Source organism: Roseburia sp. 1XD42-69, from assembly GCF_003612565.1.
Taxonomy (GTDB): domain Bacteria; phylum Bacillota; class Clostridia; order Lachnospirales; family Lachnospiraceae; genus Roseburia_B.
Genome location: NZ_RAZG01000012.1, coordinates 14,537 through 38,768, shown reverse-complemented (window position 1 = coordinate 38,768; position 24,232 = coordinate 14,537). Strand labels below are relative to the sequence as shown.

Sequence of the window (24,232 nt, the reverse complement as noted above, 5' to 3'; positions counted from 1 at the left end):
CATGAAAGGTTTATTGTTAAAAGACTGGCTGGTAATTGTGAAGCAGACGAAAGTTTATTTTCTTTTGATGTTTCTATTTGCCCTGGTTCCGGGGATGGGAATTTACAGTATATTTTTTGGGGCGCTTTTGCCTATGACAGCCCTGGCTTATGACGAGAGAAGCAAGTGGGGCCAAATGGCGAAGATGATGCCTTACTCCAACCATAAGATGGTGGCGGAGAAGTATTTGTTTGGCTATCTTCTGGCAGGGGGGATTGCCGTTTTGGAGGCCGTGATCCAAATCCTGTATTTCATTTTGGGAATCGGAGAGGGAGAGCTTTTACAAAATATGGGGGTTATTATAATTTCTGTTTTGGCGGCGGTGAATGTTATGGCGCTGCAGCTGCCGGTAATTTTTCGCATGGGGGTGGAAAAATCAAGGATTTTCCTGATGTTTGTCACCATCAGCGTTATGTTTGGCCTCCAGTCATATTTTTCTGTCAGAGTTTTTGAGGGAGGAGTGTCGCGGCCGGAGTGGAGTCCTTATATGATGCCGGAGATTTTTGCTATTACTCTCATCATACAATTTGTGTCTGTTATGCTTTCGGAAAGGCTGTATGGATGTGCTGTGAAAAAGAAAAATTAGAAAATATTTCTTAAAAAGTTTAGCACATATCACTCTTGGTGGTAAACCGGGTTGCTATTTTGTCCCAGATAAAGTAAACTACAAGAGAAATTACTAGTCAACCCAGAAAAATAAGGAGAGGAAAACAATGATGAAGAAGTTTTTGAAGACTTCCGCTTTATTTCTTATGGTGCTTTTTGTGGGAATTTGTATCGGAACTGGCACCATGGAAGCGAAGGCGGCAGTAGTAACCCAGACAGATGCCCAGAAGACATCTGTGACAGTAACCTGGCCAGCAGAGAAAGATGCGGTAAGCTACAATGTGTACATAAAAGAGAACGGCAGTGATGCGGAGTATGATTTGGTTGGGAACACAGGGGAGCTTGCCTATACCATTTCCGGTTTAAAACCGGCCACCAAATATTCTGTGAATGTAAAAACAGTGAGGGCAGACGGAAGTGAAAATTATGGCAGTATTCTTTATAAGGCTGTTACAATTCCGGATAAGCTTACAGGCCTAAAACAAGAGAGATGGTACTATTTTATTAATGAATTGGATGTGCAGTGGGATAACCAGAGTGCGGCAGACGGTTTTGAGGTGAAGCTGTTCGATAATAAGGGCAAATTAAAGAAGACCAATAAGGTAGGCGGCTACTCTTCCAGAACAAATTTTTCCGTGAAAAACAATGTGGTATACAAAGTGCGGGCCCGCTCTTTCACCACGTTTAACGGGAAAAAATACTACTCTTCCTGGGGAACTATTTACTGCCTGAACCAGCCTATGCTTTCAAAAGTAAAGGTTAGCGGGAATAAGCTGGAATTGAAGTGGAAAAAGACTAACGGGGCTACGCAGTATAAAGTTTATGTGTCTACGAAAATGAAAAACGGATACAAAAAAGTGGCTACGGTGAGCAAGAACAAAAGTTCCTGTACCGTGAAGAAATTTAACGGCAAGAAATTTTCTTCCAAGAAAACATATTATGTGTACGTGGAGGCCATTTGCAATAAGGGAGGTACGAAAAATACTTCCAGTTCCTTATACTGCTGGAATACCAAACGAGGCGGCGGAGATTCCAGTTGGAACCACAGGAAATAGAAACAATCCGGGACAGCATATAAGTGCTGCCCCGTTTTTTTACTTTTCGCCGGTATTTTCTCCCTGTTTTTCACTTTTTTTCCTCAGTTCCTTTTCCTTTTTCTTGGCAACTCTGGAAAAAGTTCTTCCGGTTTCAATATATAAAGGCTTCATTCCCTCTGGAATCCCACGGTAGATGTTGATTAAATGACGTTCTTCCGCATTAAAAGGCGTGACAGGAGGATCCCTGAATGTGGTGAGGCCATAAATATAATCTGTGGTGGTGTGAAAATAAGAGGCAAGGCGAATGGCCATTTTTGCGTCGGGCTGCCTGCGGTTTTGCACATAACCGTTTAAAGTGGTGGATGATATGTTCAGGGCCTCTGCCAACTGCTTTTGGGTAATGCCATCCTGATCAAGTAAATTCCGTAACTGGGTTCCGATATCCAATACGATTCCTCCCTTCCAATGAGAGAATTGTAATGGAAATATACCGGGAAAAAAGGGGAAATGTGCAATTAGCAAATAAATCTCCTTCGACATAATATGATATTCGCTTTATGCGAATCTATATCCATCCCCCGTCCAGCCCGATAATCTGTCCTGTGAGGTAGGAGGGGGATTCCGCCAGCTGGAGAATCAGATGTGCGGCTTCTTTTGGGCTGCCGAACCTTCCTGCAGGAATCTCCTCATTGAGAGCGGCACGTTCTTCCCGGGAAAAGCAGCGGTTCATGTCGGTGTCAATGACGCCGCAGGCAATGGCGTTTACCTGGATATTGCTGGGGGCAAGCTCTTTTGCCAGGGCCTTTGTCAAAGCGTTCATCCCCCCTTTTGCAGCAGAGTATGCCGCCTCGCAGGAAGCCCCCACGCTGCCCCAGGCGGAGGAAATGTTAATGATTTTTCCCTGTTTTTGTGAGACCATGTAGGGTATGGCCATTTTGCAGCAGGAAAAAACGGAGGTCAGGTTTGTATTTATCACATGGTTCCATTCTTTCAGGGTCATGTCGCTTAAGAGCCCGATGTAGTCAATGCCTGCATTATTCACTAAAATATCAATGCCCGGGGCAAATTGTTTCATCTGGTTAAAGAGTCCGCATACAAAATTGTAGTCCCCAATGTCTCCGCAGCAGGTGAGGACGGATACTCCGTAATCCCTCCTCAGTTCTTCCGCAAAGGTTTCCAGTTTTTCTTTTGAATGAAAACAGTTTAGGACCAGGCGGTATCCCCTGGCGGCAAAGGCGGAGGCGGCGGCCTGTCCAATACCCCGGGAGGCCCCGGTGATGAGTACGGTAGAGCTTTTCATAATATTCTCCTGTTCGTTTATTTATGTTTATATTACTATAAAAGATGAAATAAGAAAAGGAACAGGAATAGTTACACAAAATATACAAAGAAATCAGAAAATTTCTTGAAATTATGTACTAATGTGATATAATTGGTACATACACAGATAGGAAGGATATAAACTACCTGTGAACCAAGGAAAGGGGCTGGACATCATGCGTATTACCATTACAGGCAGAAACATTGAACTTACAGAGGGGTTAAAGGCGGCAGTAGAGGACAAACTGGGAAAACTGGAGAAATATTTTGCGCCGGACACAGAAGTATTTGTCACATTGAGTGTGGAGAAAGAGAGACAGAAAATAGAAGTTACCATACCGGTTAAGGGCAACATCGTCCGTTCCGAGCAGGTGAGCAATGATATGTATGTATCCATTGATTTGGTTGAGGAAGTCATTGAGCGGCAGCTAAAGAAATATAAAAAGAAGCTCATCAGCAAACAGCAGAATGCGGCTAGTTTCCGCAAGGAATTTATTGAGAAGGAAACGGATGTGGACGATGAAATCCGTATTATCCGTACCAAGAGGTTTGACATGAAACCCATGTATCCCGAGGATGCCTGTGTGCAGATGGAGTTATTGGGACATAATTTTTTTGTTTTCTGTAATGCAGAGTCGGAGGAAGTCAATGTGGTTTATAAGAGAAACGGCAACACTTATGGATTGATTGAGCCGGAATTCTAAAGAAGATGAAATCCTTCTGACAGGTAAAAATGAAATTGTGCAAAGACAGCAGAACCAAAGGATACGGCGGTTCTGCTGTTTATATGTGCAGTTTTTTTCCCGAATGAGGGGGAATCCTCTCCGGAAAAAAATGAAAAAGGAGATTTTGGTGATATGGAAAATGAATTATTTGAACATGGGCCCATACACAAGGCATATTTTAAGTTTGCCCTCCCTGTGGTGTTTGGTATGGTTGTGTCCCTGATTTACAATATGGCAGACACGTATTTTATCGCCCGGACAGGGAATACAAACCTGGTGGCAGGGGTCTCTCTGGGAGCGCCTGTTTTTACCTTGATGATTGCCCTGGGGGATATTTTTGGTCTGGGGGGGCAGTTCGGTGATATCCCGTCTTTTTGGGCAGAAGAAAGATGAGGACGGCAAACGTCTCGGCATTTTCTGTTTTTACTCCGGGATTGTGTGCGGAGAAAGTGAATATGATAGCTGTTTTAGTGCTGGTGGGTTTTGTCTTTGGGGCACAGCCCCTGGTGGGATATAATTATGGGGCAAAAAATTTTCTCCGGCTGAAAAAAATTCTTCGTTTCTGCTACGGATTTGAATGCAGTTTGGCTGTGGTGCTGGCCTGTGTGCTCTCCCTTTTTGCCCCGTCTTTGATATCTCTTTTTATGCAGGAGGAAAAGATTATTGAGCTGGGCATCCCAATGCTTCGTATGCAGCAGGCGGGGATGCTGTTTGTGGCGGTTGTTTTGGTTACGACCTGTACGTTTCAGTCTGCAGGTAAAGCCTGGGGAGCATTCTTTTTGTCGGTGAGCAGACAGGGCGTAATTTTTGCCGCAGTGATTTTTACGGCATCCCATGCGGCGGGATACATTGGGGTGATTTGTTCTCAGGCGATAGCAGATGCCCTAACGGCTGTGCTAGCGGTTGTGCTGTTTTGGAGAGGTCTTTACCGGGAATTGGAGAGCGAGGCTTTTGTCCCTAAAAATCCATAATAGTACCGGATACAGATATACGGCCCGGAAATACTTTTTCCCGGGCTGTATGTTTCAGGGGACGAAAGACTTTCTACTCTGCGTTAGTTTTGAACATAGAACTCATAAGAAAAGCAGAATGCACTGCTTAAAGACAAACTTTTTTTAGATCTTATCAAGATACTCCAATTTATTTCCCCCTTACATAAAAAGTATAACCCTGTCATTTTTTGTGCGCAATCCGCACAATGCCAATCAATTTTCACTGTGCGGATTTTTGGTGGCCAAAAGCAGGAGAAAATTTATTTGTAAAAAGTTCTTGCTTTTTTGGGAATCATGCTGTATAATACCAAGTGCTGTGGCATGATAGCGTTGAAGCGTGAGGTTGCTGCCTTTGGCAGGTTTTTCCGTGGAGCGAATGTCAAGTTAAGAAACTGGCGACAAGTCACTGTATCACAAAGCAATCTACAAAAAAGTAGAAAACCGTGAAATGTCTTTATGACACACACGGGAGAGTGTGCAGTCACCGCTTGTCGTACTGAGGTAAAGTGCGAAAAGGAGGCGACTTTTTTTATGGCAAGTCAGGTAATGAGAATCACATTAAAAGCTTATGATCATGAGCTTGTGGATGCATCTGCCAAGAAAATCATTGAAACTGTAAAGAAGAACGGAGCTCAGGTGAGCGGACCCGTACCACTTCCCACAAAGAAAGAGGTAGTTACTATTTTAAGGGCCGTACACAAGTACAAAGATTCCAGAGAACAGTTTGAGCAGAGAACTCATAAGAGACTCATTGATATTATGACCCCTACCCAGAAGACTGTGGATGCATTATCCCGTCTTGAGATGCCGGCAGGTGTGTACATCGATATCAAAATGAAAAACAAGTAAATCTAAAAACGAAAACAATCCTCGAAGGTTTAATATAGAAGCTATGTTTTTACATCCACTTATATTGACTGTTCTAGGATGAACGCAGGAAGCGTTCCGCTGTAGGAGTTAGGAGGTAAAAGAATGAAGAAAGCTATTTTAGGCACAAAAGTCGGAATGACTCAAATCTTCAATGAAGACGGCGTTTTAGTACCTGTTACCGTATTGCAGGCTGGCCCTTGTGTGGTTACCCAGGTGAAAACCGTGGAGAACGACGGTTACAGCGCAGTGCAGGTGGGTTTTGTAGACAAGAAAGAAAAAATTGTCAACAAAGACGCAAACGGCAAGAAGGAAATCAGAAACAGACACGGCGTAAACAAGCCGGAAAAAGGACATTTTGAGAAAGCCGGGGTTTCCGGTAAGAAATATGTCAGGGAGTTTCGTTTTGAGAATGCCGAGGATTATAAGCTGGCAGATGAGATTAAAGCTGATATCTTTGCTGCAGGCGATAAGGTAGACGCTACTGCAATCACAAAAGGAAAAGGGTTCCAGGGTGCAATCAAGAGACTTGGACAGCACAGAGGGCCTATGGCTCACGGTTCCAAATTCCACCGCCATCAGGGTAGTAACGGCGCATGTTCTTCCCCAAGCCGTGTGTTTAAGGGAAAAGGAATGCCGGGACATATGGGACATGTAAAGGCTACGGTACAGAATCTTGAGATTGTCCGGGTAGATGCAGAGAACAACCTTCTCTTAATCAAAGGTGCAGTACCGGGACCTAAGAAATCATTAGTAACAATTAAGGAATCAGTGAAAGCAGCAAAATAGCGCTTACAGGAAAGGAGGAATTTACAGATGGCTACAGTATCTGTTTTAAATATGCAGGGTAATGAAGTTGGAACCATGGATTTAAATGATGCTATCTTCGGTGTGGAAGTAAATGAGCACCTGGTGCACATGGCAGTGGTTCAGCAGCTTGCAAATAATCGTCAGGGAACACAGAAAGCAAAGACACGTTCTGAAGTTCGCGGCGGCGGAAGAAAACCATGGAGACAGAAAGGGACCGGCCATGCAAGACAGGGTTCCATCAGAGCTCCCCAGTGGACTGGCGGCGGTGTGGTATTTGCCCCCACTCCAAGAGATTATTCTTTCAAACTGAACAAAAAGGAGAAGAGGGCAGCCCTTAAGTCCGCACTTACTTCCAGGGTTCAGGAAAACAAATTTATCGTAGTTGACGAGCTGAAATTCGATGAGATTAAGACAAAGAAATTTGCAGAGGTAATGAAAAACTTAAACGTTGAGAAAGCATTGGTAGTCCTTAATGACAATGATGTGAATGTGGTGAAATCCGCTGCAAACATCCCCACCATTAAGACAGCTTCCACAGCAACCATCAATGTGTTTGATATCTTAAAATACAACACGGTAGTCGTTACAAAAGCTGCTGTGGAGACAATTCAGGAGGTGTATGCATAATGGCAAACGTACAATATTATGACGTAATCCTCAAACCGGTAGTGACGGAAAAGAGCATGAATGCAATGGCTGAGAAGAAATACACTTTTTTCGTTCATCCTGACGCAAACAAGTTTATGATTAAAGAAGCTGTTGAAAAAATGTTCGAGGGAACAAAAGTGGCAAGCGTAAACACCATGAACATCCAGGGAAAGAAAAAGAGACGTGGAATGGTGACAGGCAGGACAGCGGCTGCAAAAAAAGCAATCGTACAGCTTACAGAGGACAGCGCTGACATTGAGATTTTCAGTGGGCTTTGATAAAAATATCGAATTGAAAGGAGAATTACAATGGGAATTAAGACATATAACCCATATACACCTTCCAGAAGAAACATGACTGGTTCGGATTTTTCTGAGATTACAAAGACAACTCCTGAAAAATCCCTGTGTGTTTCTTTAAAGAAAAACGCCGGACGTAATAACCAGGGTAAAATTACCGTAAGGCATCACGGCGGTGGAAACAGAAGAAAATACAGAATTATCGATTTCAAGAGAAAGAAAGACGGTATTCCCGCAACTGTAATCGGTATTGAGTATGATCCTAACAGAACGGCAAATATTGCATTAATCTGCTATGCAGACGGTGAGAAAGCATATATCTTAGCTCCTGAGGGGCTGACAGACGGCATGAAAGTTATGAACGGCCCGGAAGCGGAAATCCGTGTAGGAAACTGCATGCCCCTTGAGAACATCCCTGTAGGTACACAGGTACACAATATTGAGCTTCTCCCGGGCAAGGGCGGACAGATGGTTCGTTCCGCAGGCCTGGCAGCACAGCTTATGGCAAAAGAAGGAAAATATGCCACATTAAGACTTCCTTCCGGTGAGATGCGTATGGTGCCCATCGGATGCCGCGCAACCATCGGAGTTATCGGCAATGGCGACCATAACCTGGTAAATATCGGAAAAGCCGGACGTAAACGTCATATGGGCATCCGTCCTACTGTCCGTGGATCTGTTATGAACCCCAATGACCATCCTCACGGCGGTGGTGAAGGTAAAGCTCCGGTAGGACGTCCGGGACCATGTACTCCCTGGGGTAAACCTGCACTGGGACTTAAGACCAGAAAGAAACACAAACAGTCAAATAAACTTATCGTAAGAAGAAGAGACGGTAGGGCAATCAAATAGGAGGTAAGGAGTTATGGCTCGTTCATTAAAAAAAGGACCATTTGCGGATGAGAGTTTATTAAAAAAGATTGACGCAATGAACGCTTCCGGGGACAAGACAGTAATTAAGACCTGGTCCCGCCGTTCTACAATCTTCCCCTCATTTGTAGGTCATACTATTGCAGTTCATGATGGAAGAAAACATGTTCCCGTATATGTTACGGAAGATATGGTAGGACATAAACTCGGTGAGTTCGTTGCTACAAGAACTTACAGAGGACATGGAAAAGACGAAAAGAAATCAGGCGTAAGATAATTTGAAAGGAGGCTTTTTTCATGGCTAAAGGACATAGATCCCAAATTAAGAGAGAGAGAAATGAAGTAAAAGACGCAAGACCTTCCGCTAAGTTATCCTATGCAAGAGTATCTGTTCAGAAGGCTTGTTTCGTGTTAGATGCTATCCGTGGAAAAGATGTTGCGACAGCCCTTGCTATCGTGGCGTACAATCCAAGATACGCTTCAAGGGTTATTGAGAAATTATTGAAATCTGCCATTGCAAATGCAGAGAACAATAACGGAATGAAAGCAGAAAACCTTTACGTTGCAGAGTGCTATGCAAACAAAGGGCCAACAATGAAGAGAATCAGACCAAGGGCACAGGGAAGGGCATACAGAATCGAGAAGAGAATGAGCCATATTACAATTGTGCTTGATGAGAGATAAGGAGGGCGAACATGGGACAGAAAGTGAATCCACATGGCTTAAGGGTCGGTATCATTAAAGATTGGGACTCTAAGTGGTATGCGGAAGCAGATTTTGCAGACTTTTTAATTGAAGACTACAATATCAGAACATTCCTTAAGAAAAAATTATACGCTGCAGGCGTTTCCAAAATTGAAATCGAACGCGCTTCCGGCAGGGTAAAAGTAATTATTTATACGGCAAAGCCTGGCGTGGTAATCGGAAAAGGCGGAGCAGAAATCGAGAAGATTAAGAAAGAAGTTCAGAAATTAACCGACAAGAAACTTGTGGTTGATATCAAAGAAGTAAAAAGACCGGATAAAGATGCTCAGCTTGTGGCAGAGAACATTGCATTACAGCTTGAGAACCGTGTATCCTTCCGCCGTGCAATGAAATCCTGTATGGGACGCTGCATGAAAGCAGGGGCAAAGGGAATCAAGACTTCCTGCTCCGGACGTCTTGGCGGCGCAGATATGGCCCGTACCGAGTTTTACAGCGAAGGAAATATCCCTCTTCAGACTTTAAGGGCAGATATCGACTACGGATTTGCTGAGGCAGATACCACATACGGAAAAGTCGGCGTGAAAGTATGGGTATACAAAGGAGAGGTGCTTCCTACAAAAGGGAATAAGGAAGGAGGAGCTCAGTAATTATGTTAATGCCAAAAAGAGTAAAACATCGTAAGCAGTTCCGTGGAACTATGCGCGGAAAGGCAACGAGAGGAAATAAAATCACCAACGGTGAATATGGTATTGTGGCAATGGAGCCATGCTGGATTAAATCCAACCAGATTGAGGCAGCCCGTATCGCAATGACACGTTATATCAAGCGTGGCGGTAAAGTTTGGATTAAAATTTTCCCGGATAAACCGGTAACTGCAAAACCGGCTGAAACCCGTATGGGTTCCGGTAAAGGAACATTAGAATACTGGGTAGCTGTGGTAAAACCAGGACGTGTATTATTTGAGATCTCCGGAGTGTCGGAGGAAATCGCCAGAGAGGCATTGCGTCTTGCTACACATAAATTACCTTGTAAATGTAAAGTAGTTTCTCGTGCAGACTTAGAAGGCGGTGAATCAAATGAAAACGAATAAATATTTAGAAGAATTAAAATCACAGTCTGTTGCAGATTTAAATGCACAGTTAGTGGAAGCTAAAAAAGAGCTTTTCAATTTGAGATTCCAGAATGCAACAAATCAGTTGGAGAATACCGGCAGAATCAAGGAAGTCAGAAGAAATATTGCCAGGATTCAGACCGTTATTACTGAGAAAGCAACTGTAGCGGAATAAGACGGGAAGGAGAGCATAGACCGTGGAAGAAAGAAATCTTAGAAAAACACGTACAGGTGTGGTTGTAAGTGACAAAATGAATAAAACCATTGTTGTTGCCGTTAGAGATAATGTAAGACATCCACTTTACAATAAAATCGTAAAAAAGACCTATAAATTAAAAGCACACGATGAGAACAACGAGTGCAAAATAGGCGACACTGTAAAAGTTATGGAGACAAGGCCCTTATCCAAAGATAAGAGATGGCGACTTGTAGAGATTATTGAGAGAGCAAAATAATTAAAGGAGGCTGCAACATGGTACAACAGGAAAGCAGACTGAAAGTGGCCGATAACACAGGGGCAAAAGAGATTCTTTGCATTCGTGTTATGGGTGGATCTACCAGAAGATATGCGAATATCGGTGATGTGATTGTTGCTACGGTGAAAGACGCAACACCAGGCGGTGTTGTTAAAAAAGGCGATGTAGTGAAAGCCGTAGTTGTCCGTTCCGTAAAAGGTGCCCGTCGTAAAGATGGTTCTTATATTAAATTTGATGAGAACGCTGCTGTTATTATCAAAGATGACAAAACCCCCAGGGGAACACGTATCTTTGGGCCAGTAGCTAGAGAGCTTCGTGAGAAACAGTTTATGAAAATTGTTTCTTTGGCTCCAGAAGTATTGTAGGAGGTGAAACGAAGATGGCTACAATGAAAATTAAAAAAGGCGACATGGTAAAAGTGATTGCCGGCAAAGACAAAGACAAAGAGGGAAAAGTAATTTCCGTAAATAGAAAAAAGAATACACTCCTCGTGGAAGGTATCAATATGGTTACCAAGCATGCAAAACCAAGTATGCAGAACCAGCAGGGCGGTATCGTTCATCAGGAAGGACCAATTGATGTGTCAAACGTCATGTATCTTCACAAAGGAAAAGCTACTCGTGTGGGCTTTAAAATGGATGGGGATAAGAAAGTTCGTTTTGCCAAATCAACTGGTGAGGTAATCGATTAATCAGAGAGGAGGACAAATCAGTTGAGTAGACTAAAAGACCAGTATCAGAATGAAATCGTAGATGCATTGGTAAAAAAATTCGGATATAAAAACAAACTCCAGGCGCCGAAGCTTGAGAAAATCGTAGTAAACATGGGCGTTGGCGAGGCAAAAGAAAATGCCAAAATCCTGGAGGCTGCCGTAAAGGATTTAGAGACAATTACAGGCCAGAAAGCAGTTACCACAAAGGCGAAAAAATCTGTTGCCAACTTCAAACTCAGGGAGGGCATGGCAATCGGATGTAAGGTTACTTTAAGGGGCGAGAAGATGTATGAGTTTTTAGACCGTCTTGTAAACCTTGCACTTCCCCGTGTACGTGATTTTAGGGGTATCAACCCCAACGCCTTTGACGGCAGAGGAAATTATGCCCTGGGCATTAAAGAGCAGTTGATTTTCCCTGAAATCGAGTATGACAAAATCGACAAAGTAAGGGGTATGGATGTTATTTTCGTAACTACAGCAAAGACCGATGAAGAGGGCCGGGAACTGTTGGCTCAGTTCGGTATGCCATTTGCAAAGTAATCAGGAGGAGATTTTAATGGCTAAGACATCTATGAAAATAAAACAGCAGCGCAAACAGAAATTCTCTACCAGAGAGTACAGCCGTTGCAGAATCTGCGGACGTCCCCATGCGTATCTGAGAAAGTACGGCATTTGCAGGGTATGTTTCCGTGAGTTAGCATATAAAGGACAGATACCGGGAGTGAAAAAAGCGTCTTGGTAGGCCGGAAACACTTAGCGAAGGCAAGCCTTCAGGCGCAGGCTGAGGTTAGTGTGAGGCCGTTCTGTGAGATCATGACAATTGAACTGCTAATGTTCAATTGTATAGTGAACGCAAGCTGTTAAGCGCAGCGCGAACTTATCGAACAGAACATCCTTTAGTATCACAATAAAAAATCAGGAGGAAAATTCAATATGACAACGAGTGATCCGATTGCAGATATGCTTACAAGGATACGTAACGCAAACACTGCAAAACATGATACAGTTGATGTTCCAGCTTCTAAGATGAAAATTGCGATTGCTGACATCTTGGTGGATGAAGGATATATTGTAAAATACGATATCATTGAAGAGAACAACTTTAAAACAATCCGCATCACATTAAAATACGGTGCAGATAAAAATGAGAAAATCATTTCCGGCATCAAGAGGATTTCCAAACCGGGACTCCGTGTTTACGCTGGCAAAGATAAGATTCCCCAGGTATTAGGCGGACTTGGCATTGCCATTCTCTCCACAAACCAAGGAATCATCACCGACAAACAGGCAAGAAAACTCCAGGTAGGCGGAGAAGTATTGGCTTTTGTTTGGTGACATTGAACACTTAATGAGTGCAAGCCGCAGGCGAAGGACGAATTTAGTGTGAAAGTCGTTCCCGACACTTAGCGGTGGCAAGCCGTAAGGCGAAGACAGCGTGTTAGTGGAGTGGAACATACCTTCTGTGAGATTAGCGAATCCGAGCCGCAAGGCGAGAGTTGAGCTTAGTGAACAGAACATCCTTATAAAACAGGATAATAATTAAAATATAAATTAGGAGGTACGGGCATGTCACGTATAGGAAGAATGCCAATCGCAGTTCCCGCAGGCGTTACTGTGGATATTGCAGAAAATAATCATGTGACTGTAAAAGGTCCGAAAGGGACTCTGGAAAGAACACTTCCAGCAGAGATGGAGATTAAGTTAGAGGATTCTCAGATAAATGTTGCAAGACCTAACGATTTAAAGAGAATGAAATCTTTACATGGTTTGACAAGAACTTTAATAAACAACATGGTTGTGGGCGTAACAGATGGATACACCAAAGAACTGGAAGTAAACGGTGTTGGTTACAGAGCTTCAAAATCAGGAAAGAAATTAACTTTAAACCTTGGTTATTCCCATCCGGTGGAGATGACAGATCCGGAAGGATTAGAGTCCACCGTAGAGGGCAATAAAATCATCGTTAAGGGTATTGATAAAGAAAAAGTCGGCCAGTACGCTGCTGAAATCAGAGATAAGAGAAGACCTGAACCTTACAAAGGAAAAGGTATCAAATATGCTGATGAAGTTATCCGTCGTAAAGTCGGTAAGACTGGTAAGAAATAAGTAAAGGAGTGGACAAAAAATGGTAAGCAAAAAATCAAGAACCGAAGTTCGTGAAAAAAAGCATAGAAGACTTCGTAATCATCTTGCCGGGACAGCAGAAAGACCACGTTTGTCTGTCTTTCGGAGCAACAATCACATGTATGCTCAGGTAATTGATGATACAGTTGGCAATACGCTTGTGTCTGCTTCTACTTTAGACAAAGAAGTAAAGGCAGAAGTGAAAAAGACCAATAACGTGGAAGCTGCAGCATATTTGGGAACTGTAATTGCCAAGAAAGCATTGGACAAGGGAATCAATACTGTTGTATTTGACCGCGGCGGTTTCATTTATGAAGGTAAAATCAAAGCTTTAGCTGATGCGGCAAGGGAAGCCGGGTTAGAGTTTTAGAAGGAGGAAGCGAATTACATGAAACGTACAATTATTGACCCTAGTCAGTTAGAATTAAATGAAAAAGTAGTTTCCATCAAACGTGTAACAAAGGTTGTAAAAGGCGGACGTAACATGCGTTTTACAGCGCTGGTAGTTGTGGGAGACGGCAACGGCCATGTAGGTGCAGGTTTGGGAAAAGCAACTGAAATTCCCGAGGCAATCCGCAAGGGAAAAGAAGATGCAATGAAAAAATTAATTACCGTGAAATTAGACGACAACAAGAGTATTACCCATGACACCATGGGGAAACATACTGGCGCGTCCGTATTGTTAAAGAGAGCACCGGAAGGTACCGGAGTTATCGCCGGCGGCCCTGCACGTAATGTCTGCGAGCTTGCTGGTATCAGCAATATCCGTACAAAATCTTTGGGATCTAACAATAAGCAGAACGTTGTGCTTGCTACAATCAATGCTTTAAGCCAGTTAAAATCTCCGGAAGAAGTAGCGAAACTCCGCGGCAAATCCGTGGAAGAAGTCGTGGGTTAAGGAGGGCTTAAAAAATGGCAGAGAAATTAAAAATTACACTTGTGAAATCTACAATCGGAGCAGTTCCTAAAAACAGAAAAACTGTGGAAGCTTTGGGTCTTAATAAAATCGGCAAAACAGTGGAGATGCCGGATAACAAGGCAGTCCGGGGAATGATTCAGAATGTGAGACATTTAGTAAAAGTAGAAGAAATCTAATTAATGGATAAGGAGGTGTCAGCATGGATTTATCAAACTTAAGACCTGCAGAGGGTTCTGTGCAGAATGGTAATTTCAGAAGAGGACGTGGACACGGCTCAGGAAACGGAAAAACTGCCGGTAAGGGACATAAAGGACAGAAAGCCCGTTCAGGAGCTACAAGGCCAGGTTTTGAAGGCGGACAGATGCCGTTATACAGAAGAATTCCCAAGAGGGGATTCAAATGCAGAAATTCCAAGGAAATCGTGGGAATTAACATGTCAGCCCTGGAAGTATTTGACAATGATGCCGTTGTGACAGTAAGCAGCTTAATGGCAGCGGGAATCGTAAAAAATCCAAGAGATGGCGTTAAGATTCTGGGCGGCGGAGAACTTACAAAGAAACTTACCGTTCAGGTAAATGCATTTAGTGCAGGTGCAAAAGAAAAGATTGAAGCTCTCGGTGGAAAAGCAGAGGTGATTTAATGTTTAAAACCCTTCGTAATGCATTTAAGATTAAGGATATACGGGATAGAATACTGTACACATTTTTTATCATGATTGTCATCCGAATCGGAAGCCAGCTTCCGATTCCTGGTGTTGACAGAAATGTGTTTGCAAACTGGTTTGCAAATCAGAGCAGTGACGCATTTAACTTCTTTGATGCAGTTACCGGCGGTTCTTTCTATCAGATGTCTGTTTTTGCATTAAATATTACACCATATATTACAAGTTCCATTATTATGCAGCTTTTGACCATCGCAATCCCCAAATTGGAGGAAATGCAGAAAGAAGGGGAGGAGGGCAGAAAGAAGATTGCGGAGTTTACCCGTTATCTCACCGTTGTCCTTGCCCTGATCGAATCCGTCGCTATGGCGGTAGGATTTGGAAGAGGCGGCTATTTGGAAGAATTCAATGCGTTGAATGTAATTATGGTTGTGACCGCTTTGACGGCGGGCTCTGCTGTGCTGATGTGGTTTGGTGAGAGAATTACGGAAAAGGGAATCGGAAACGGTATTTCCATTGTGCTGGTTATCAATATTATCTCCAGGCTTCCGGAGGATCTTACTGCGTTGTACCAGCAGTTTATCAGCGGTAAAACAGTTGCCAAGGGAGTGCTTGCAGCAGTGATTGTGATTGCAATCATCGTTGCCATGGTGGTATTCGTTATTCTTCTTCAGGATGCCCAGAGAAAGATTCCGGTGCAGTATTCCAAGAAGATTCAGGGAAGAAAACAGGTTGGCGGACAGTCATCCTTTATTCCCTTGAAGGTAAACACTGCAGGGGTGATTCCGGTTATTTTTGCCCAGTCATTGCTGCAGACGCCTGTGATTGTCGCTTCCCTTTTAGGCAAGGGAAACGGAACCGGTGTGGGAAGCCAGATTTTAAAGGGACTGTCCCAGTCCAATTGGTGCGACCCCAGCGCTCCGGTTTATTCCATCGGATTGGTTGTGTATATAGTATTGATTATTGCATTTGCATATTTTTATACATCCATTACCTTTAATCCCCTGGAAATTGCCAACAATATGAAAAAAGCCGGCGGGTTTATTCCGGGTATCCGCCCAGGAAAGCCAACCAGCGATTATTTAACGAAACTATTGAATTATATTGTCTTTATCGGGGCGGTAGGTCTGGCATTTGTTGCATTTGTGCCTATATTCTTTGACGGGGTGTTTAACGCCAATGTTTCATTTGGCGGAACTTCTATCATTATTATTGTAGGTGTGGTAATTGAGACCATTAAGCAGATTGAGTCCCAGATGCTTGTGCGGTATTACAAAGGATTTTTAAATGATTAAATCCCACAGGAAGGCAATGCGCAGCGATTGCTGCAGCAATATATTATTTTGGAGATACTGGCACAGCCGTATCTCCAAAAATGCTATTAAAAAAGGAGGATATCTTATGAAGATTATTATGTTAGGGGCTCCGGGAGCCGGAAAAGGAACACAGGCAAAGCAGATTGCAGACAAATATCAGATTCCCCATATTTCCACGGGAGATATTTTCCGGGCTAACATCAAAAACGGCACGGAGCTGGGAAAAAAGGCAAAAGAGTACATGGACCAGGGAGCATTGGTTCCCGACGAACTCACTTGCGATTTGGTTATGGACCGCATTAAGCAGGATGACTGCAAAAACGGATTTGTCCTGGATGGATTCCCAAGGACTATTCCCCAGGCAGAGGCATTGGACAATGCCCTGAAGGGAATCGGGGAAAAAATGGATTATGCCATTGACGTGGATGTGCCGGATGAGAACATTGTAAACCGTATGGGAGGCAGAAGAGCTTGCTTAAACTGCGGTGCAACCTATCATGTTGTCAGTATCCCCACCAAGGTAGAGGGAATCTGTGACAGATGCGGCAGCGAAGTGGTGCTTCGGGACGATGACAAGCCAGAGACTGTTCAGAAGCGTTTAACGGTTTACCATGAGCAGACACAGCCTTTGATTGATTATTACAAGAATCAGGGAATTTTAAAATCCGTGGATGGAACAGTGCCTATGGAAAGTGTATTTTCCGCAATCGTAGAGATTTTAGGAGCTTAATCTATGGCAGTAACCATAAAATCTGCCAGAGAAATTGAGCTTATGAGAGCTGCCGGTAAAATTCTGGCAAAAGTACACCAGAATTTAGGAAAGGCATTAGAGCCGGGAATGACTACTTTAGAGATTGACCAAATAGGCGAAGAAATGATTCGCAGTTACGGCTGCATTCCCTCTTTTAAGAATTATCAGGGATATCCCGCATCTGTGTGCGTATCTGTAAATAACGAGGTGGTGCATGGGATACCATCCCAAAAGAGGCGGATTAAAGATGGGGATATTGTAAGCCTTGACATCGGAGTGATTTACAAAGGGTATCACTCCGATGCCGCAAGGACCCACGGCATTGGAGAAATTTCAGAAAATGCCGCAAGGCTTATCAAACGTACCAGGGAAAGCTTTTTTGCGGGGCTTCGGTTTGCCACGGCAGGCTGTTATCTTCACCAGATATCCAAGGCCATCGGGGATTATGCGGAAAAAGGGGGCTATGGGGTAGTCAGGGATTTGGTGGGACACGGAATCGGTTCCCATCTCCATGAGGAGCCGGAGGTGCCCAATTTCAGAAAACTCACCAGAGGAATCCGTTTAAGGCCGGGGATGACCCTTGCAGTGGAACCTATGATTAATGAGGGAACAGGCAATGTGGAGTGGATGGATGACAACTGGACGGTGGTGACCCAGGACGGGAAACTGTCTGCCCATTATGAAAATACCATACTAATCACCAAAAGCAGGCCGGAAATCCTTTCGATTACAGAGGATGAGATTGCCGGGGGAATCTGGGTTCCGGAGGGAAGCCTATGACTGTAGAATTTGCAAAGTCCCTGTCGGGACATGACAAAAACCATATTTATTACATTTTAAGCAAGGGAGAGCGGGAGGCATATCTGGTAAATGGAAGTACCCATGGAATTGCCAATCCAAAAAAGAAAAATGTAAAGCATTTTCAGATTATAAAAAACATACCTGGGGAATTGCAGGATTTGTTAAAGAGAGAAGAGGAACTGTCCGATACAACTATTCGCAGGGCAATCAGAAAATATGAGAAATTAAATGTTTTAGTAGGAGGCTTATGAAATGTCGAAAGCAGATGTTATTGAAGTAGAGGGAACTGTGGTGGAGAAACTTCCAAATGCTATGTTTCAGGTAGAGTTAGAAAACGGGCATCAGATTTTAGCCCATATCAGCGGGAAGCTGAGAATGAATTTTATCCGGATTCTTCCGGGAGATAAAGTGACAATCGAAATGTCCCCTTATGATTTGACAAAGGGGCGTATTATCTGGAGAGATAAATAAAAAAGTATTTGACAGACAGGTATATTTGTGGTATCATTTGAAATGGACTTTTTGGAAACTGGCAGAATTATACTGCGCAACGGATAAGAAAGGAGGATTTGCTGTGAAAGTAAGATCATCAGTTAAACCTATTTGCGAAAAATGCAAAGTTATCAAGAGAAAAGGAAGCATCCGCATTATCTGTGAAAATCCAAAACACAAACAGAGACAGGGCTAATTTGTTTCCTAAAAACCGCGTAAGCGGCAACTATTATGTGCGGCTGCAGCGAAACACCTGGAAGGGTTGTTACGTTGTTCATAATAAAAAAGCGTAAAACGCTTGTCCGAAGAATTCTTCATACCGGGATTCTTTGGATTTTTATGGAAAGGCTAGTTCTGTAGGGGATGCCCTTTGGGACGGGGAAGAGAAGCTTCCCCTCTTTCGTGGATGGTAATGTATGCACACATTTCAGGCCGGGACACCGGAGCTGCATATGGTTACTGTCACATTACAGTAGGTAGGCGCTTTGCGTCAATTTATAATTTCAGTGGAGGTGCAACGACACATGGCTCGTATCGCAGGTGTAGATTTACCAAGAGAAAAACGTGTTGAGATTGGCTTGACTTATATTTATGGAATCGGCAGGGCAAGTTCTAACCGTATTCTTGCAGAAGCAAAAGTTAATCCCGATACTCGTTGTCGTGATTTAACAGACGAAGAAGTAAAGAGAATCAGCGAAGTGATTGACGCTACCCAGATGGTAGAAGGTGATTTGAGAAGAGAGATTGCTCTCAATATTAAGAGATTGCAGGAAATCGGATGTTACAGAGGCATCCGTCACAGAAAAGGACTTCCGGTTCGCGGACAGAAGACTAAGACAAATGCAAGAACCAGAAAAGGACCGAAGAGGACTGTAGCAAACAAGAAGAAGTAGGCATTGAACACTTAATGAATCCAAGCCGGAAGGCGAAGGATGAATTTAGTGAGAAAGCCGTTCTTTGCGCTTAGCAAACCCGGGCCGAAGGCGAGAGGTGAGCTTGGCAAAAAGAACATCCTTAATTTTAGAAGAAAGTAGGTTAGTTTTATTATGGCTAAAGTTACAAAAAAAGTGACAAAGAAGCGTGTAAAGAAAAACGTTGAACGGGGACAGGCACATATTCAGTCATCATTTAACAATACAATCGTAACTATTACCGATGCTGAAGGAAATGCTTTATCATGGGCAAGTGCCGGCGGTCTTGGCTTTAGAGGTTCAAGGAAATCTACTCCTTATGCTGCACAGATGGCAGCAGAGACCGCTACAAAGGCAGCACTGGTTCACGGATTGAAGTCCGTAGATGTTATGGTAAAAGGACCGGGTTCCGGAAGGGAAGCAGCCATTCGTGCCCTTTCTGCGTGTGGTCTTGAAGTGACAAGTATCAGAGACGTAACACCAGTTCCTCATAATGGATGCCGTCCACCAAAACGCAGAAGAGTCTAATATTTTTATTAAGGGAGTGCGCTGATGCGCACGCAGGTCTTTAAAGGTCGCTCTGCGCTGCTTTAAAGACAAAAAATTAGGAGGTATAGTCGAAGATGGCAGTGAATAAAGTTCCTGTTCTTAAAAGATGCAGATCACTTGGTTTAGATCCGGTGTATTTAGGAATAGATAAAAAATCAAAAAGAGAATTAAAAAGAGCAAACAGAAAAGTTTCCGAATATGGCCTTCAGTTAAGGGAAAAACAGAAAGCCAAATTCATTTACGGCGTATTGGAGAAACCTTTCCATAATTATTATGAGAAGGCTGACCGGCAGAAGGGTATGACCGGTGAGAATTTAATGATAATGCTGGAGAGCAGACTGGATAACGTTATTTTCCGTATGGGATTTGCCAGAACAAGAAGAGAATCCAGACAGGTGGTTGGCCATAAGTTTGTTACCGTAAACGGAAAGTGTGTAAATATTCCGTCTTATCTGGTAAAAGCCGGCGACGTAATCGAAATCAGAGAGAAGAGCAAAGGGCTTCAGAGATTTAAGGATATCCTGGAAGTAACAGCAGGAAGATTAGTTCCGGAATGGCTTGATGTTGACACGGAGGCATTGAAGGGTACAGTAAAAGAGCTGCCCTCCAGAGATATGATTGATGTACCGGTCAATGAGATGTTAATTGTCGAGTTATATTCTAAGTAAGCCGTGATATAGCCAGTACCTATATGTATATAGTATATATAGCGAATACCCGAAAAGGAGGGATTCTGTAGTGTTCGATTTTGAAAAACCAAAAATTGAAATCGCTGAAATTTCAGAAGACAAAAAATATGGTAGATTTGTTGTAGAACCCTTAGAGAGAGGTTATGGTACCACACTGGGCAATTCTTTGAGGAGAATTATGTTGTCTTCCTTACCGGGAGCAGCGGTAAGCCAGATAAAAATTGACGGCGTATTGCATGAATTCAGTTCCATTCCAGGGGTAAAAGAGGATGTGACTGAAATTATCATGAATATTAAAAATCTTGCACTGAAGAACACATGTCCAACAGATGAACCGAAAGTTGCTTACATTGAATTTGAGGGTGAAGGCGTTGTTACAGCTGCTGATATTCAGGCAGATCCGGATATTCAGATTTTAAATCCTGAATTAGTAATTGCAAACTTAAATGGCGGTGCTGACTGTAAACTTTATATTGAATTTACCATTACAAAGGGAAGAGGATATGTCAGCGCAGAAAAGAATAAGTCGGAAGATGTACCCATCGGGGTAATTGCGGTGGATTCCATTTATACACCGGTGGAGCGTGTGAATCTCATCATTGAGAATACCCGTGTAGGACAGATTACAGACTATGACAAACTGACCTTAGATGTATTTACCAACGGCACGTTAGAGCCGGACGAGGCGGTAAGCCTTGCGGCAAAAGTGTTAAGCGAGCATTTGAATCTCTTCATTAACCTTTCCGAGACAGCAATGTCCGCAGAAGTTATGGTGGAGAAAGAGGATGACGCCAAGGGCAAAGTTTTGGAGATGAACATTGATGAACTGGAGTTGTCTGTGCGTTCTTACAACTGCTTGAAGAGGGCCGGGATTAACACGGTGGAGGAACTTACAAACCGTACACCGGAAGATATGATGAAAGTCCGCAATCTTGGACGTAAATCTTTAGAAGAAGTATTAGCAAAATTAAAAGAATTAGGGCTTCAGCTTAACCAGGGTGAAGAACTCTGATTTTAGGAGGATTTGACAATGGCAAAGTATAGAAAATTAAGCAGAACCTCTTCTCAGAGAAAAGCGTTGCTGAGAGGCCAGGTTACTGCATTACTCGCTAGTGAGAACGGAAGAATCGTTACCACGGAAGCAAAGGCAAAGGAAGTCCGCAAAATTGTGGACGGACTGATTGCTATGGCTGTAAAAGAGAAAGATAATTTTGAAGAAGTTACAGTGAAAGCAAAAGTTGCAAGAAAAGATAAAGACGGCAAGAGGGTAAAAGAAGTTGTGGACGGCAAGAAAGTAACAGTCTATGACGAGGTGGAAAAAACCATTAAAAAGGATAATCCTTCCCGTCTCCATGCAAGAAGAAAAATGTTGAAGGTTCTGTATCCTGTAAAGTCTGTTCCCACAGAGACAGCCGGCAGGAAGAGAAACACAAAGGAAGTTGACCTTGTGGATAAATTATTCACAGAGATTGCTCCCAAATATGCAGACCGCAACGGCGGTTATACAAGAATCGTTAAAATCGGCCAGCGCAAAGGCGACGGTGCGTTAGAGGTTCTTTTAGAGTTAGTTTAAACAGTAGATGAAACTCCGGTATTAGCCGGAGTTTTTCTGTAACTTGATGGCTGAACTGTAATTTTTGAGAGGTACGTTTATGTTTCCGGAATTGTTTTCCATCGGCCCTGTCACCATACACAGCTACGGGCTGATGGTGGCGGTTGGGGTGATTACCGCTGTGTGGCTGGCAGATGCCAGGGCTATGAAAACCGGGGTGGCAGAGGACGGCTTTATGTTTATGCTGGGTCTCTTTTCACTTATCGGCGGATTTGCAGGCTCTAAGATTTTGTTTTGGCTTACCATTCTGCCGGATGTAATTGCAAACCCTTCGATTATGCTGGATTTTGCCAATGGATTTGTGGTGTATGGCGGATTAATCGGAGGAATATTAACGGCAGTGGTTTATTGTAAAATAAAAAAGACGGATTTTTTTGTCTGCTTTGATGTAGCGGCTCCGGTAATTGCACTGGCACAGTTTTTTGGCAGAATTGGGTGTTTTTTGGCGGGATGCTGCTATGGCCAGCAGACAGAGGGCTCCTTTGGGGTGGTTTTCCACGACTCGCTGTACGCTCCCGTGGAAGTCCCATTGTTTCCCATACAGCTTGTTTCTGCAGGTTTAAACTTGATAAACTTTTTGTTTCTATCCTGGCTGTGGCAAAGAAAGCCAAAAAAAGGCGCTGTAGGAGCCGTGTATATTATCACCTACAGCGTGGGCAGATTTGTGCTGGAGTTTTTCCGGGGAGACTTGGAGAGAGGCTCTGTAGGAGCCCTGTCTACCTCCCAGTTTATCTCCATATTTACGGTTATTATCGGTGTGGGGATGCTTATTCGCCTTCTTTATTATAAAGGGGAAGAGAAAAGATAAATTCTGTTCCCACACCTTCCGTACTGATTACATTGATGTTTTCGTTGTGGGCCTGGATAATTTCTTTTACAATGGAAAGGCCCAGGCCTGTCCCCTTTTTGTCTTTTCCGCGGGACAGGTCTGTCTTATAAAACCGTTCCCATATTTTTCCCAGGCTGTCTTTTGGGATGCCGATTCCCGTGTCCTTGACGGAAACGAAAACTTTTTCGTTTTTCACTGTCGTCTCCACCGTGATAAAGGAATCGTTGTGGGAAAACTTAATGGCATTGTCAATAAGGTTATAAATTACCTGTTGGATTTTACTCATATCCGCCTTTACATACAGATTTTTGTCGGTGAGTATCAGTTCAAAGGATACATGTTTTTCTTTGCAGATTCCCTCAAAGGTCTGTACAGTCATTTTTATCACATGGTTGATATCAAATCTTGAAGTGTCTAACATCATTCCCCGTTTGCCGATTTTGTTAAGCTCTAACAGGCTTTTTGTAAGTTTGTTTAACCTCTCTGTCTCAAAGAGGATAATATTTAAATATTTTTCCTGCATTTCCACAGGGATGGTGCCGTCTAACATGGCCTCCACATAACCTTTGATTGAGGTTAAAGGGGAGCGGAAATCGTGGGATACATTTGACACAAATTTCCGCTGGTCCTCCTCTAAAGTGTTCAGCTCATTTGCCATGTAGGATAAGGAAGCGGCCAGATAACCGATTTCGTCGTTGGAGTGGACATCGATTTTGTGGTCAAAGTTTCCTGCTACATATTCCCCGGCGGCCCGGGAAATCTTCCGTAAAGGAAGGATGACGGAAGCTGAAAATATGCCCAGGAGCAGAAAAGCGCAGAGGAATAATATGGCCAGGGTCACATAGGAAATATTTAAAAGCCCATAGTGGAAAGAGGATATTTGCCGCATAGGTTTATGTAGAACCACATACCCTTTGATTTTGTAGTTAATGGAAATAGGGGCAAATACACTTAACTGCTCTTCTTCAAAATAATTATAAAATTTCCCCGTTCTGTAGTATTTACTGCCAAAATCCAGAATATTAAATCCATTTATATTTTCTAGGTTTAAAAGGTCTGTCTTTTTTTCCGAATTTACCAGAATATCACCGTTGACCCCCACCACCCATATGGAAGCCCCCAGATAATTGTCCAAAGCTTCCAGGCGTTCTTCAAAATCCGCCAGGGTGATATCGTTTCTGTAGTAGCTTACAGCGTAATCGGAAGCGATAATAGTAGCCTCTTTGTAGAGGGAGGAAGTCTCAGTTTCCACAAGATAGTCAGAGGTAATATGGGAGGTAAAAGTGGATACGATAATAAACCCTGCAATTCCAAAAATTAAGTATCCGCAGAATAGTTTTGGAAAGATTGTTTTTTTCATT

41 protein-coding genes are annotated in these 24,232 nt (G+C 43.1%); 38 read left to right on the top strand and 3 right to left on the bottom strand.

Annotation, left to right across the window (positions count from 1 at the left end; all coding sequences use genetic code 11):
* The first annotated feature begins 1 nt into the window (after position 1).
* Entirely contained in the window at positions 2 to 625 is a 624-nt protein-coding gene (locus D7Y06_RS08215) for an ABC-2 transporter permease (protein WP_120407321.1), read from the top strand.
* 127 nt (positions 626 to 752) lie between these two features.
* On the top strand, positions 753 to 1,700 hold the full coding sequence (locus D7Y06_RS08210; protein WP_120407320.1) for a fibronectin type III domain-containing protein: 948 nt from the start codon (positions 753 to 755) through the stop codon (positions 1,698 to 1,700).
* Between the two features lie 39 nt (positions 1,701 to 1,739).
* Here D7Y06_RS08210 and D7Y06_RS08205 read toward each other — a convergent pair whose 3' ends face one another.
* Complete coding sequence (locus D7Y06_RS08205; protein ID WP_158591319.1) at positions 1,740 to 2,129, bottom strand: helix-turn-helix domain-containing protein; 390 nt, start codon at positions 2,127 to 2,129, stop codon at positions 1,740 to 1,742.
* 118 nt (positions 2,130 to 2,247) lie between these two features.
* On the bottom strand, positions 2,248 to 2,982 hold the full coding sequence (gene ymfI / locus D7Y06_RS08200) for an elongation factor P 5-aminopentanone reductase (protein WP_120407318.1): 735 nt from the start codon (positions 2,980 to 2,982) through the stop codon (positions 2,248 to 2,250).
* A gap of 196 nt (positions 2,983 to 3,178) precedes the next feature.
* Here ymfI and hpf point away from each other — a divergent pair, with 196 nt between their 5' ends.
* The 36 genes from hpf (at position 3,179) to lgt (ending at position 22,850) form a co-directional block, all read left to right on the top strand.
* A complete protein-coding gene (gene hpf, locus D7Y06_RS08195) occupies positions 3,179 to 3,706 on the top strand; it encodes a ribosome hibernation-promoting factor, HPF/YfiA family (RefSeq protein ID WP_120407378.1) in 528 nt (175 codons plus the stop codon).
* A 153-nt stretch (positions 3,707 to 3,859) separates the two neighbouring features.
* Positions 3,860 to 4,120: a hypothetical protein gene (locus tag D7Y06_RS26955; RefSeq protein WP_243119169.1), complete on the top strand. Its 261-nt coding sequence runs from the start codon at positions 3,860 to 3,862 to the stop codon at positions 4,118 to 4,120.
* 62 nt (positions 4,121 to 4,182) lie between these two features.
* Positions 4,183 to 4,698, top strand: a complete 516-nt coding sequence (locus tag D7Y06_RS26950; RefSeq protein ID WP_243119168.1) for an MATE family efflux transporter — start codon at positions 4,183 to 4,185, stop codon at positions 4,696 to 4,698.
* A 552-nt stretch (positions 4,699 to 5,250) separates the two neighbouring features.
* The gene (gene rpsJ / locus D7Y06_RS08185; RefSeq protein WP_120407317.1) at positions 5,251 to 5,568 is read left to right on the top strand and encodes a 30S ribosomal protein S10; all 318 of its coding nucleotides are present in this window, start codon (positions 5,251 to 5,253) and stop codon (positions 5,566 to 5,568) included.
* Positions 5,569 to 5,691: 123 nt separating this feature from the next.
* On the top strand, positions 5,692 to 6,375 hold the full coding sequence (rplC, locus tag D7Y06_RS08180; protein WP_120407316.1) for a 50S ribosomal protein L3: 684 nt from the start codon (positions 5,692 to 5,694) through the stop codon (positions 6,373 to 6,375).
* Positions 6,376 to 6,402: 27 nt separating this feature from the next.
* Positions 6,403 to 7,023, top strand: a complete 621-nt coding sequence (gene rplD, locus D7Y06_RS08175; protein WP_120407315.1) for a 50S ribosomal protein L4 — start codon at positions 6,403 to 6,405, stop codon at positions 7,021 to 7,023.
* Positions 7,023 to 7,322 (top strand): 50S ribosomal protein L23, encoded by a 300-nt coding sequence (gene rplW / locus D7Y06_RS08170; protein ID WP_120407314.1) that lies wholly within the window; start codon positions 7,023 to 7,025, stop codon positions 7,320 to 7,322. The genes rplD and rplW overlap by 1 nt, the downstream gene beginning before the upstream one ends.
* A gap of 30 nt (positions 7,323 to 7,352) precedes the next feature.
* Positions 7,353 to 8,195, top strand: a complete 843-nt coding sequence (gene rplB / locus D7Y06_RS08165; protein WP_120407313.1) for a 50S ribosomal protein L2 — start codon at positions 7,353 to 7,355, stop codon at positions 8,193 to 8,195.
* A gap of 13 nt (positions 8,196 to 8,208) precedes the next feature.
* A complete protein-coding gene (rpsS, locus tag D7Y06_RS08160) occupies positions 8,209 to 8,490 on the top strand; it encodes a 30S ribosomal protein S19 (protein WP_120407312.1) in 282 nt (93 codons plus the stop codon).
* A gap of 20 nt (positions 8,491 to 8,510) precedes the next feature.
* Positions 8,511 to 8,897, top strand: a complete 387-nt coding sequence (gene rplV / locus D7Y06_RS08155; protein ID WP_120407311.1) for a 50S ribosomal protein L22 — start codon at positions 8,511 to 8,513, stop codon at positions 8,895 to 8,897.
* Between the two features lie 11 nt (positions 8,898 to 8,908).
* Positions 8,909 to 9,565 (top strand): 30S ribosomal protein S3, encoded by a 657-nt coding sequence (gene rpsC, locus D7Y06_RS08150; protein ID WP_120407310.1) that lies wholly within the window; start codon positions 8,909 to 8,911, stop codon positions 9,563 to 9,565.
* A gap of 2 nt (positions 9,566 to 9,567) precedes the next feature.
* Positions 9,568 to 10,008, top strand: a complete 441-nt coding sequence (rplP, locus tag D7Y06_RS08145; RefSeq protein ID WP_120407309.1) for a 50S ribosomal protein L16 — start codon at positions 9,568 to 9,570, stop codon at positions 10,006 to 10,008.
* Complete coding sequence (gene rpmC / locus D7Y06_RS08140) at positions 9,995 to 10,204, top strand: 50S ribosomal protein L29 (protein ID WP_120407308.1); 210 nt, start codon at positions 9,995 to 9,997, stop codon at positions 10,202 to 10,204. Before rplP ends, rpmC begins: the two co-directional genes overlap by 14 nt.
* Positions 10,205 to 10,226: 22 nt before the next feature.
* Positions 10,227 to 10,484 carry a 30S ribosomal protein S17 gene (gene rpsQ / locus D7Y06_RS08135; RefSeq protein WP_016213338.1) on the top strand — a complete coding sequence of 86 codons (258 nt, stop codon included), beginning with the start codon at positions 10,227 to 10,229 and terminating at the stop codon, positions 10,482 to 10,484.
* A gap of 17 nt (positions 10,485 to 10,501) precedes the next feature.
* Positions 10,502 to 10,870, top strand: a complete 369-nt coding sequence (gene rplN, locus D7Y06_RS08130) for a 50S ribosomal protein L14 (protein ID WP_120407307.1) — start codon at positions 10,502 to 10,504, stop codon at positions 10,868 to 10,870.
* Positions 10,871 to 10,884: 14 nt separating this feature from the next.
* Complete coding sequence (gene rplX, locus D7Y06_RS08125) at positions 10,885 to 11,196, top strand: 50S ribosomal protein L24 (RefSeq protein WP_120407306.1); 312 nt, start codon at positions 10,885 to 10,887, stop codon at positions 11,194 to 11,196.
* A gap of 21 nt (positions 11,197 to 11,217) precedes the next feature.
* Positions 11,218 to 11,757 carry a 50S ribosomal protein L5 gene (gene rplE, locus D7Y06_RS08120; RefSeq protein WP_120407305.1) on the top strand — a complete coding sequence of 180 codons (540 nt, stop codon included), beginning with the start codon at positions 11,218 to 11,220 and terminating at the stop codon, positions 11,755 to 11,757.
* A gap of 16 nt (positions 11,758 to 11,773) precedes the next feature.
* On the top strand, positions 11,774 to 11,959 hold the full coding sequence (locus D7Y06_RS08115; protein ID WP_120407304.1) for a type Z 30S ribosomal protein S14: 186 nt from the start codon (positions 11,774 to 11,776) through the stop codon (positions 11,957 to 11,959).
* 191 nt (positions 11,960 to 12,150) lie between these two features.
* Positions 12,151 to 12,552, top strand: a complete 402-nt coding sequence (rpsH, locus tag D7Y06_RS08110) for a 30S ribosomal protein S8 (protein ID WP_120407303.1) — start codon at positions 12,151 to 12,153, stop codon at positions 12,550 to 12,552.
* A 231-nt stretch (positions 12,553 to 12,783) separates the two neighbouring features.
* Positions 12,784 to 13,323 (top strand): 50S ribosomal protein L6, encoded by a 540-nt coding sequence (gene rplF / locus D7Y06_RS08105; RefSeq protein ID WP_120407302.1) that lies wholly within the window; start codon positions 12,784 to 12,786, stop codon positions 13,321 to 13,323.
* A gap of 19 nt (positions 13,324 to 13,342) precedes the next feature.
* Positions 13,343 to 13,711: a 50S ribosomal protein L18 gene (rplR, locus tag D7Y06_RS08100; RefSeq protein ID WP_120407301.1), complete on the top strand. Its 369-nt coding sequence runs from the start codon at positions 13,343 to 13,345 to the stop codon at positions 13,709 to 13,711.
* A gap of 18 nt (positions 13,712 to 13,729) precedes the next feature.
* The gene (gene rpsE, locus D7Y06_RS08095) at positions 13,730 to 14,239 is read left to right on the top strand and encodes a 30S ribosomal protein S5 (protein ID WP_120407300.1); all 510 of its coding nucleotides are present in this window, start codon (positions 13,730 to 13,732) and stop codon (positions 14,237 to 14,239) included.
* 14 nt (positions 14,240 to 14,253) lie between these two features.
* Positions 14,254 to 14,436 carry a 50S ribosomal protein L30 gene (gene rpmD, locus D7Y06_RS08090; RefSeq protein ID WP_120407299.1) on the top strand — a complete coding sequence of 61 codons (183 nt, stop codon included), beginning with the start codon at positions 14,254 to 14,256 and terminating at the stop codon, positions 14,434 to 14,436.
* Positions 14,437 to 14,459: 23 nt separating this feature from the next.
* Positions 14,460 to 14,900 (top strand): 50S ribosomal protein L15, encoded by a 441-nt coding sequence (gene rplO, locus D7Y06_RS08085; protein WP_120407298.1) that lies wholly within the window; start codon positions 14,460 to 14,462, stop codon positions 14,898 to 14,900.
* The gene (secY, locus tag D7Y06_RS08080) at positions 14,900 to 16,216 is read left to right on the top strand and encodes a preprotein translocase subunit SecY (RefSeq protein ID WP_120407297.1); all 1,317 of its coding nucleotides are present in this window, start codon (positions 14,900 to 14,902) and stop codon (positions 16,214 to 16,216) included. The genes rplO and secY overlap by 1 nt, the downstream gene beginning before the upstream one ends.
* 106 nt (positions 16,217 to 16,322) lie before the next feature.
* Entirely contained in the window at positions 16,323 to 16,967 is a 645-nt protein-coding gene (locus D7Y06_RS08075) for an adenylate kinase (protein ID WP_120407377.1), read from the top strand.
* 3 nt (positions 16,968 to 16,970) lie between these two features.
* On the top strand, positions 16,971 to 17,768 hold the full coding sequence (map, locus tag D7Y06_RS08070; RefSeq protein ID WP_120407296.1) for a type I methionyl aminopeptidase: 798 nt from the start codon (positions 16,971 to 16,973) through the stop codon (positions 17,766 to 17,768).
* The gene (locus D7Y06_RS08065) at positions 17,765 to 18,040 is read left to right on the top strand and encodes a KOW domain-containing protein (RefSeq protein WP_120407295.1); all 276 of its coding nucleotides are present in this window, start codon (positions 17,765 to 17,767) and stop codon (positions 18,038 to 18,040) included. Before map ends, D7Y06_RS08065 begins: the two co-directional genes overlap by 4 nt.
* Position 18,041: 1 nt before the next feature.
* Complete coding sequence (gene infA / locus D7Y06_RS08060) at positions 18,042 to 18,260, top strand: translation initiation factor IF-1 (protein WP_016213352.1); 219 nt, start codon at positions 18,042 to 18,044, stop codon at positions 18,258 to 18,260.
* Positions 18,261 to 18,363: 103 nt separating this feature from the next.
* Complete coding sequence (gene rpmJ, locus D7Y06_RS08055; RefSeq protein ID WP_003022746.1) at positions 18,364 to 18,477, top strand: 50S ribosomal protein L36; 114 nt, start codon at positions 18,364 to 18,366, stop codon at positions 18,475 to 18,477.
* 328 nt (positions 18,478 to 18,805) lie between these two features.
* Complete coding sequence (gene rpsM / locus D7Y06_RS08050) at positions 18,806 to 19,174, top strand: 30S ribosomal protein S13 (RefSeq protein WP_120407294.1); 369 nt, start codon at positions 18,806 to 18,808, stop codon at positions 19,172 to 19,174.
* 153 nt (positions 19,175 to 19,327) lie between these two features.
* Positions 19,328 to 19,720 carry a 30S ribosomal protein S11 gene (rpsK, locus tag D7Y06_RS08045; RefSeq protein WP_120407293.1) on the top strand — a complete coding sequence of 131 codons (393 nt, stop codon included), beginning with the start codon at positions 19,328 to 19,330 and terminating at the stop codon, positions 19,718 to 19,720.
* A gap of 95 nt (positions 19,721 to 19,815) precedes the next feature.
* Complete coding sequence (gene rpsD, locus D7Y06_RS08040; protein WP_120407292.1) at positions 19,816 to 20,409, top strand: 30S ribosomal protein S4; 594 nt, start codon at positions 19,816 to 19,818, stop codon at positions 20,407 to 20,409.
* A gap of 70 nt (positions 20,410 to 20,479) precedes the next feature.
* The gene (locus tag D7Y06_RS08035) at positions 20,480 to 21,442 is read left to right on the top strand and encodes a DNA-directed RNA polymerase subunit alpha (protein ID WP_120407291.1); all 963 of its coding nucleotides are present in this window, start codon (positions 20,480 to 20,482) and stop codon (positions 21,440 to 21,442) included.
* 18 nt (positions 21,443 to 21,460) lie between these two features.
* A complete protein-coding gene (locus D7Y06_RS08030) occupies positions 21,461 to 22,003 on the top strand; it encodes a bL17 family ribosomal protein (protein ID WP_120407290.1) in 543 nt (180 codons plus the stop codon).
* Positions 22,004 to 22,082: 79 nt separating this feature from the next.
* Positions 22,083 to 22,850, top strand: coding sequence for a prolipoprotein diacylglyceryl transferase (lgt, locus tag D7Y06_RS08025; protein ID WP_120407289.1), 768 nt, complete (start codon positions 22,083 to 22,085; stop codon positions 22,848 to 22,850).
* Here lgt and D7Y06_RS08020 read toward each other — a convergent pair.
* On the bottom strand, positions 22,810 to 24,231 hold the full coding sequence (locus D7Y06_RS08020; protein ID WP_120407288.1) for a sensor histidine kinase: 1,422 nt from the start codon (positions 24,229 to 24,231) through the stop codon (positions 22,810 to 22,812). The genes lgt and D7Y06_RS08020 overlap by 41 nt on opposite strands.
* Position 24,232: the final 1 nt, after the last annotated feature.

Excerpts from the sequence above, each read along its gene's own strand:
- D7Y06_RS08215 (WP_120407321.1), top strand. The coding sequence starts at position 2 with ATGAAAGGTTTATTGTTAAAAGACTGGCTGGTAATTGTGAAGCAGACG.
- D7Y06_RS08210 (WP_120407320.1), top strand. The coding sequence starts at position 753 with ATGATGAAGAAGTTTTTGAAGACTTCCGCTTTATTTCTTATGGTGCTT.
- ymfI (WP_120407318.1), bottom strand. The coding sequence starts at position 2,982 with ATGAAAAGCTCTACCGTACTCATCACCGGGGCCTCCCGGGGTATTGGA.
- hpf (WP_120407378.1), top strand. The coding sequence starts at position 3,179 with ATGCGTATTACCATTACAGGCAGAAACATTGAACTTACAGAGGGGTTA.
- D7Y06_RS26955 (WP_243119169.1), top strand. The coding sequence starts at position 3,860 with ATGGAAAATGAATTATTTGAACATGGGCCCATACACAAGGCATATTTT.
- D7Y06_RS26950 (WP_243119168.1), top strand. The coding sequence starts at position 4,183 with ATGATAGCTGTTTTAGTGCTGGTGGGTTTTGTCTTTGGGGCACAGCCC.
- rpsJ (WP_120407317.1), top strand. The coding sequence starts at position 5,251 with ATGGCAAGTCAGGTAATGAGAATCACATTAAAAGCTTATGATCATGAG.
- rplC (WP_120407316.1), top strand. The coding sequence starts at position 5,692 with ATGAAGAAAGCTATTTTAGGCACAAAAGTCGGAATGACTCAAATCTTC.
- rplD (WP_120407315.1), top strand. The coding sequence starts at position 6,403 with ATGGCTACAGTATCTGTTTTAAATATGCAGGGTAATGAAGTTGGAACC.
- rplW (WP_120407314.1), top strand. The coding sequence starts at position 7,023 with ATGGCAAACGTACAATATTATGACGTAATCCTCAAACCGGTAGTGACG.
- rplB (WP_120407313.1), top strand. The coding sequence starts at position 7,353 with ATGGGAATTAAGACATATAACCCATATACACCTTCCAGAAGAAACATG.
- rpsS (WP_120407312.1), top strand. The coding sequence starts at position 8,209 with ATGGCTCGTTCATTAAAAAAAGGACCATTTGCGGATGAGAGTTTATTA.
- rplV (WP_120407311.1), top strand. The coding sequence starts at position 8,511 with ATGGCTAAAGGACATAGATCCCAAATTAAGAGAGAGAGAAATGAAGTA.
- rpsC (WP_120407310.1), top strand. The coding sequence starts at position 8,909 with ATGGGACAGAAAGTGAATCCACATGGCTTAAGGGTCGGTATCATTAAA.
- rplP (WP_120407309.1), top strand. The coding sequence starts at position 9,568 with ATGTTAATGCCAAAAAGAGTAAAACATCGTAAGCAGTTCCGTGGAACT.
- rpmC (WP_120407308.1), top strand. The coding sequence starts at position 9,995 with ATGAAAACGAATAAATATTTAGAAGAATTAAAATCACAGTCTGTTGCA.
- rplN (WP_120407307.1), top strand. The coding sequence starts at position 10,502 with ATGGTACAACAGGAAAGCAGACTGAAAGTGGCCGATAACACAGGGGCA.
- rplX (WP_120407306.1), top strand. The coding sequence starts at position 10,885 with ATGGCTACAATGAAAATTAAAAAAGGCGACATGGTAAAAGTGATTGCC.
- D7Y06_RS08115 (WP_120407304.1), top strand. The coding sequence starts at position 11,774 with ATGGCTAAGACATCTATGAAAATAAAACAGCAGCGCAAACAGAAATTC.
- rpsH (WP_120407303.1), top strand. The coding sequence starts at position 12,151 with ATGACAACGAGTGATCCGATTGCAGATATGCTTACAAGGATACGTAAC.
- rplF (WP_120407302.1), top strand. The coding sequence starts at position 12,784 with ATGTCACGTATAGGAAGAATGCCAATCGCAGTTCCCGCAGGCGTTACT.
- rplR (WP_120407301.1), top strand. The coding sequence starts at position 13,343 with ATGGTAAGCAAAAAATCAAGAACCGAAGTTCGTGAAAAAAAGCATAGA.
- rpsE (WP_120407300.1), top strand. The coding sequence starts at position 13,730 with ATGAAACGTACAATTATTGACCCTAGTCAGTTAGAATTAAATGAAAAA.
- rpmD (WP_120407299.1), top strand. The coding sequence starts at position 14,254 with ATGGCAGAGAAATTAAAAATTACACTTGTGAAATCTACAATCGGAGCA.
- rplO (WP_120407298.1), top strand. The coding sequence starts at position 14,460 with ATGGATTTATCAAACTTAAGACCTGCAGAGGGTTCTGTGCAGAATGGT.
- secY (WP_120407297.1), top strand. The coding sequence starts at position 14,900 with ATGTTTAAAACCCTTCGTAATGCATTTAAGATTAAGGATATACGGGAT.
- D7Y06_RS08075 (WP_120407377.1), top strand. The coding sequence starts at position 16,323 with ATGAAGATTATTATGTTAGGGGCTCCGGGAGCCGGAAAAGGAACACAG.
- map (WP_120407296.1), top strand. The coding sequence starts at position 16,971 with ATGGCAGTAACCATAAAATCTGCCAGAGAAATTGAGCTTATGAGAGCT.
- D7Y06_RS08065 (WP_120407295.1), top strand. The coding sequence starts at position 17,765 with ATGACTGTAGAATTTGCAAAGTCCCTGTCGGGACATGACAAAAACCAT.
- infA (WP_016213352.1), top strand. The coding sequence starts at position 18,042 with ATGTCGAAAGCAGATGTTATTGAAGTAGAGGGAACTGTGGTGGAGAAA.
- rpsM (WP_120407294.1), top strand. The coding sequence starts at position 18,806 with ATGGCTCGTATCGCAGGTGTAGATTTACCAAGAGAAAAACGTGTTGAG.
- rpsK (WP_120407293.1), top strand. The coding sequence starts at position 19,328 with ATGGCTAAAGTTACAAAAAAAGTGACAAAGAAGCGTGTAAAGAAAAAC.
- rpsD (WP_120407292.1), top strand. The coding sequence starts at position 19,816 with ATGGCAGTGAATAAAGTTCCTGTTCTTAAAAGATGCAGATCACTTGGT.
- D7Y06_RS08030 (WP_120407290.1), top strand. The coding sequence starts at position 21,461 with ATGGCAAAGTATAGAAAATTAAGCAGAACCTCTTCTCAGAGAAAAGCG.
- lgt (WP_120407289.1), top strand. The coding sequence starts at position 22,083 with ATGTTTCCGGAATTGTTTTCCATCGGCCCTGTCACCATACACAGCTAC.
- D7Y06_RS08020 (WP_120407288.1), bottom strand. The coding sequence starts at position 24,231 with ATGAAAAAAACAATCTTTCCAAAACTATTCTGCGGATACTTAATTTTT.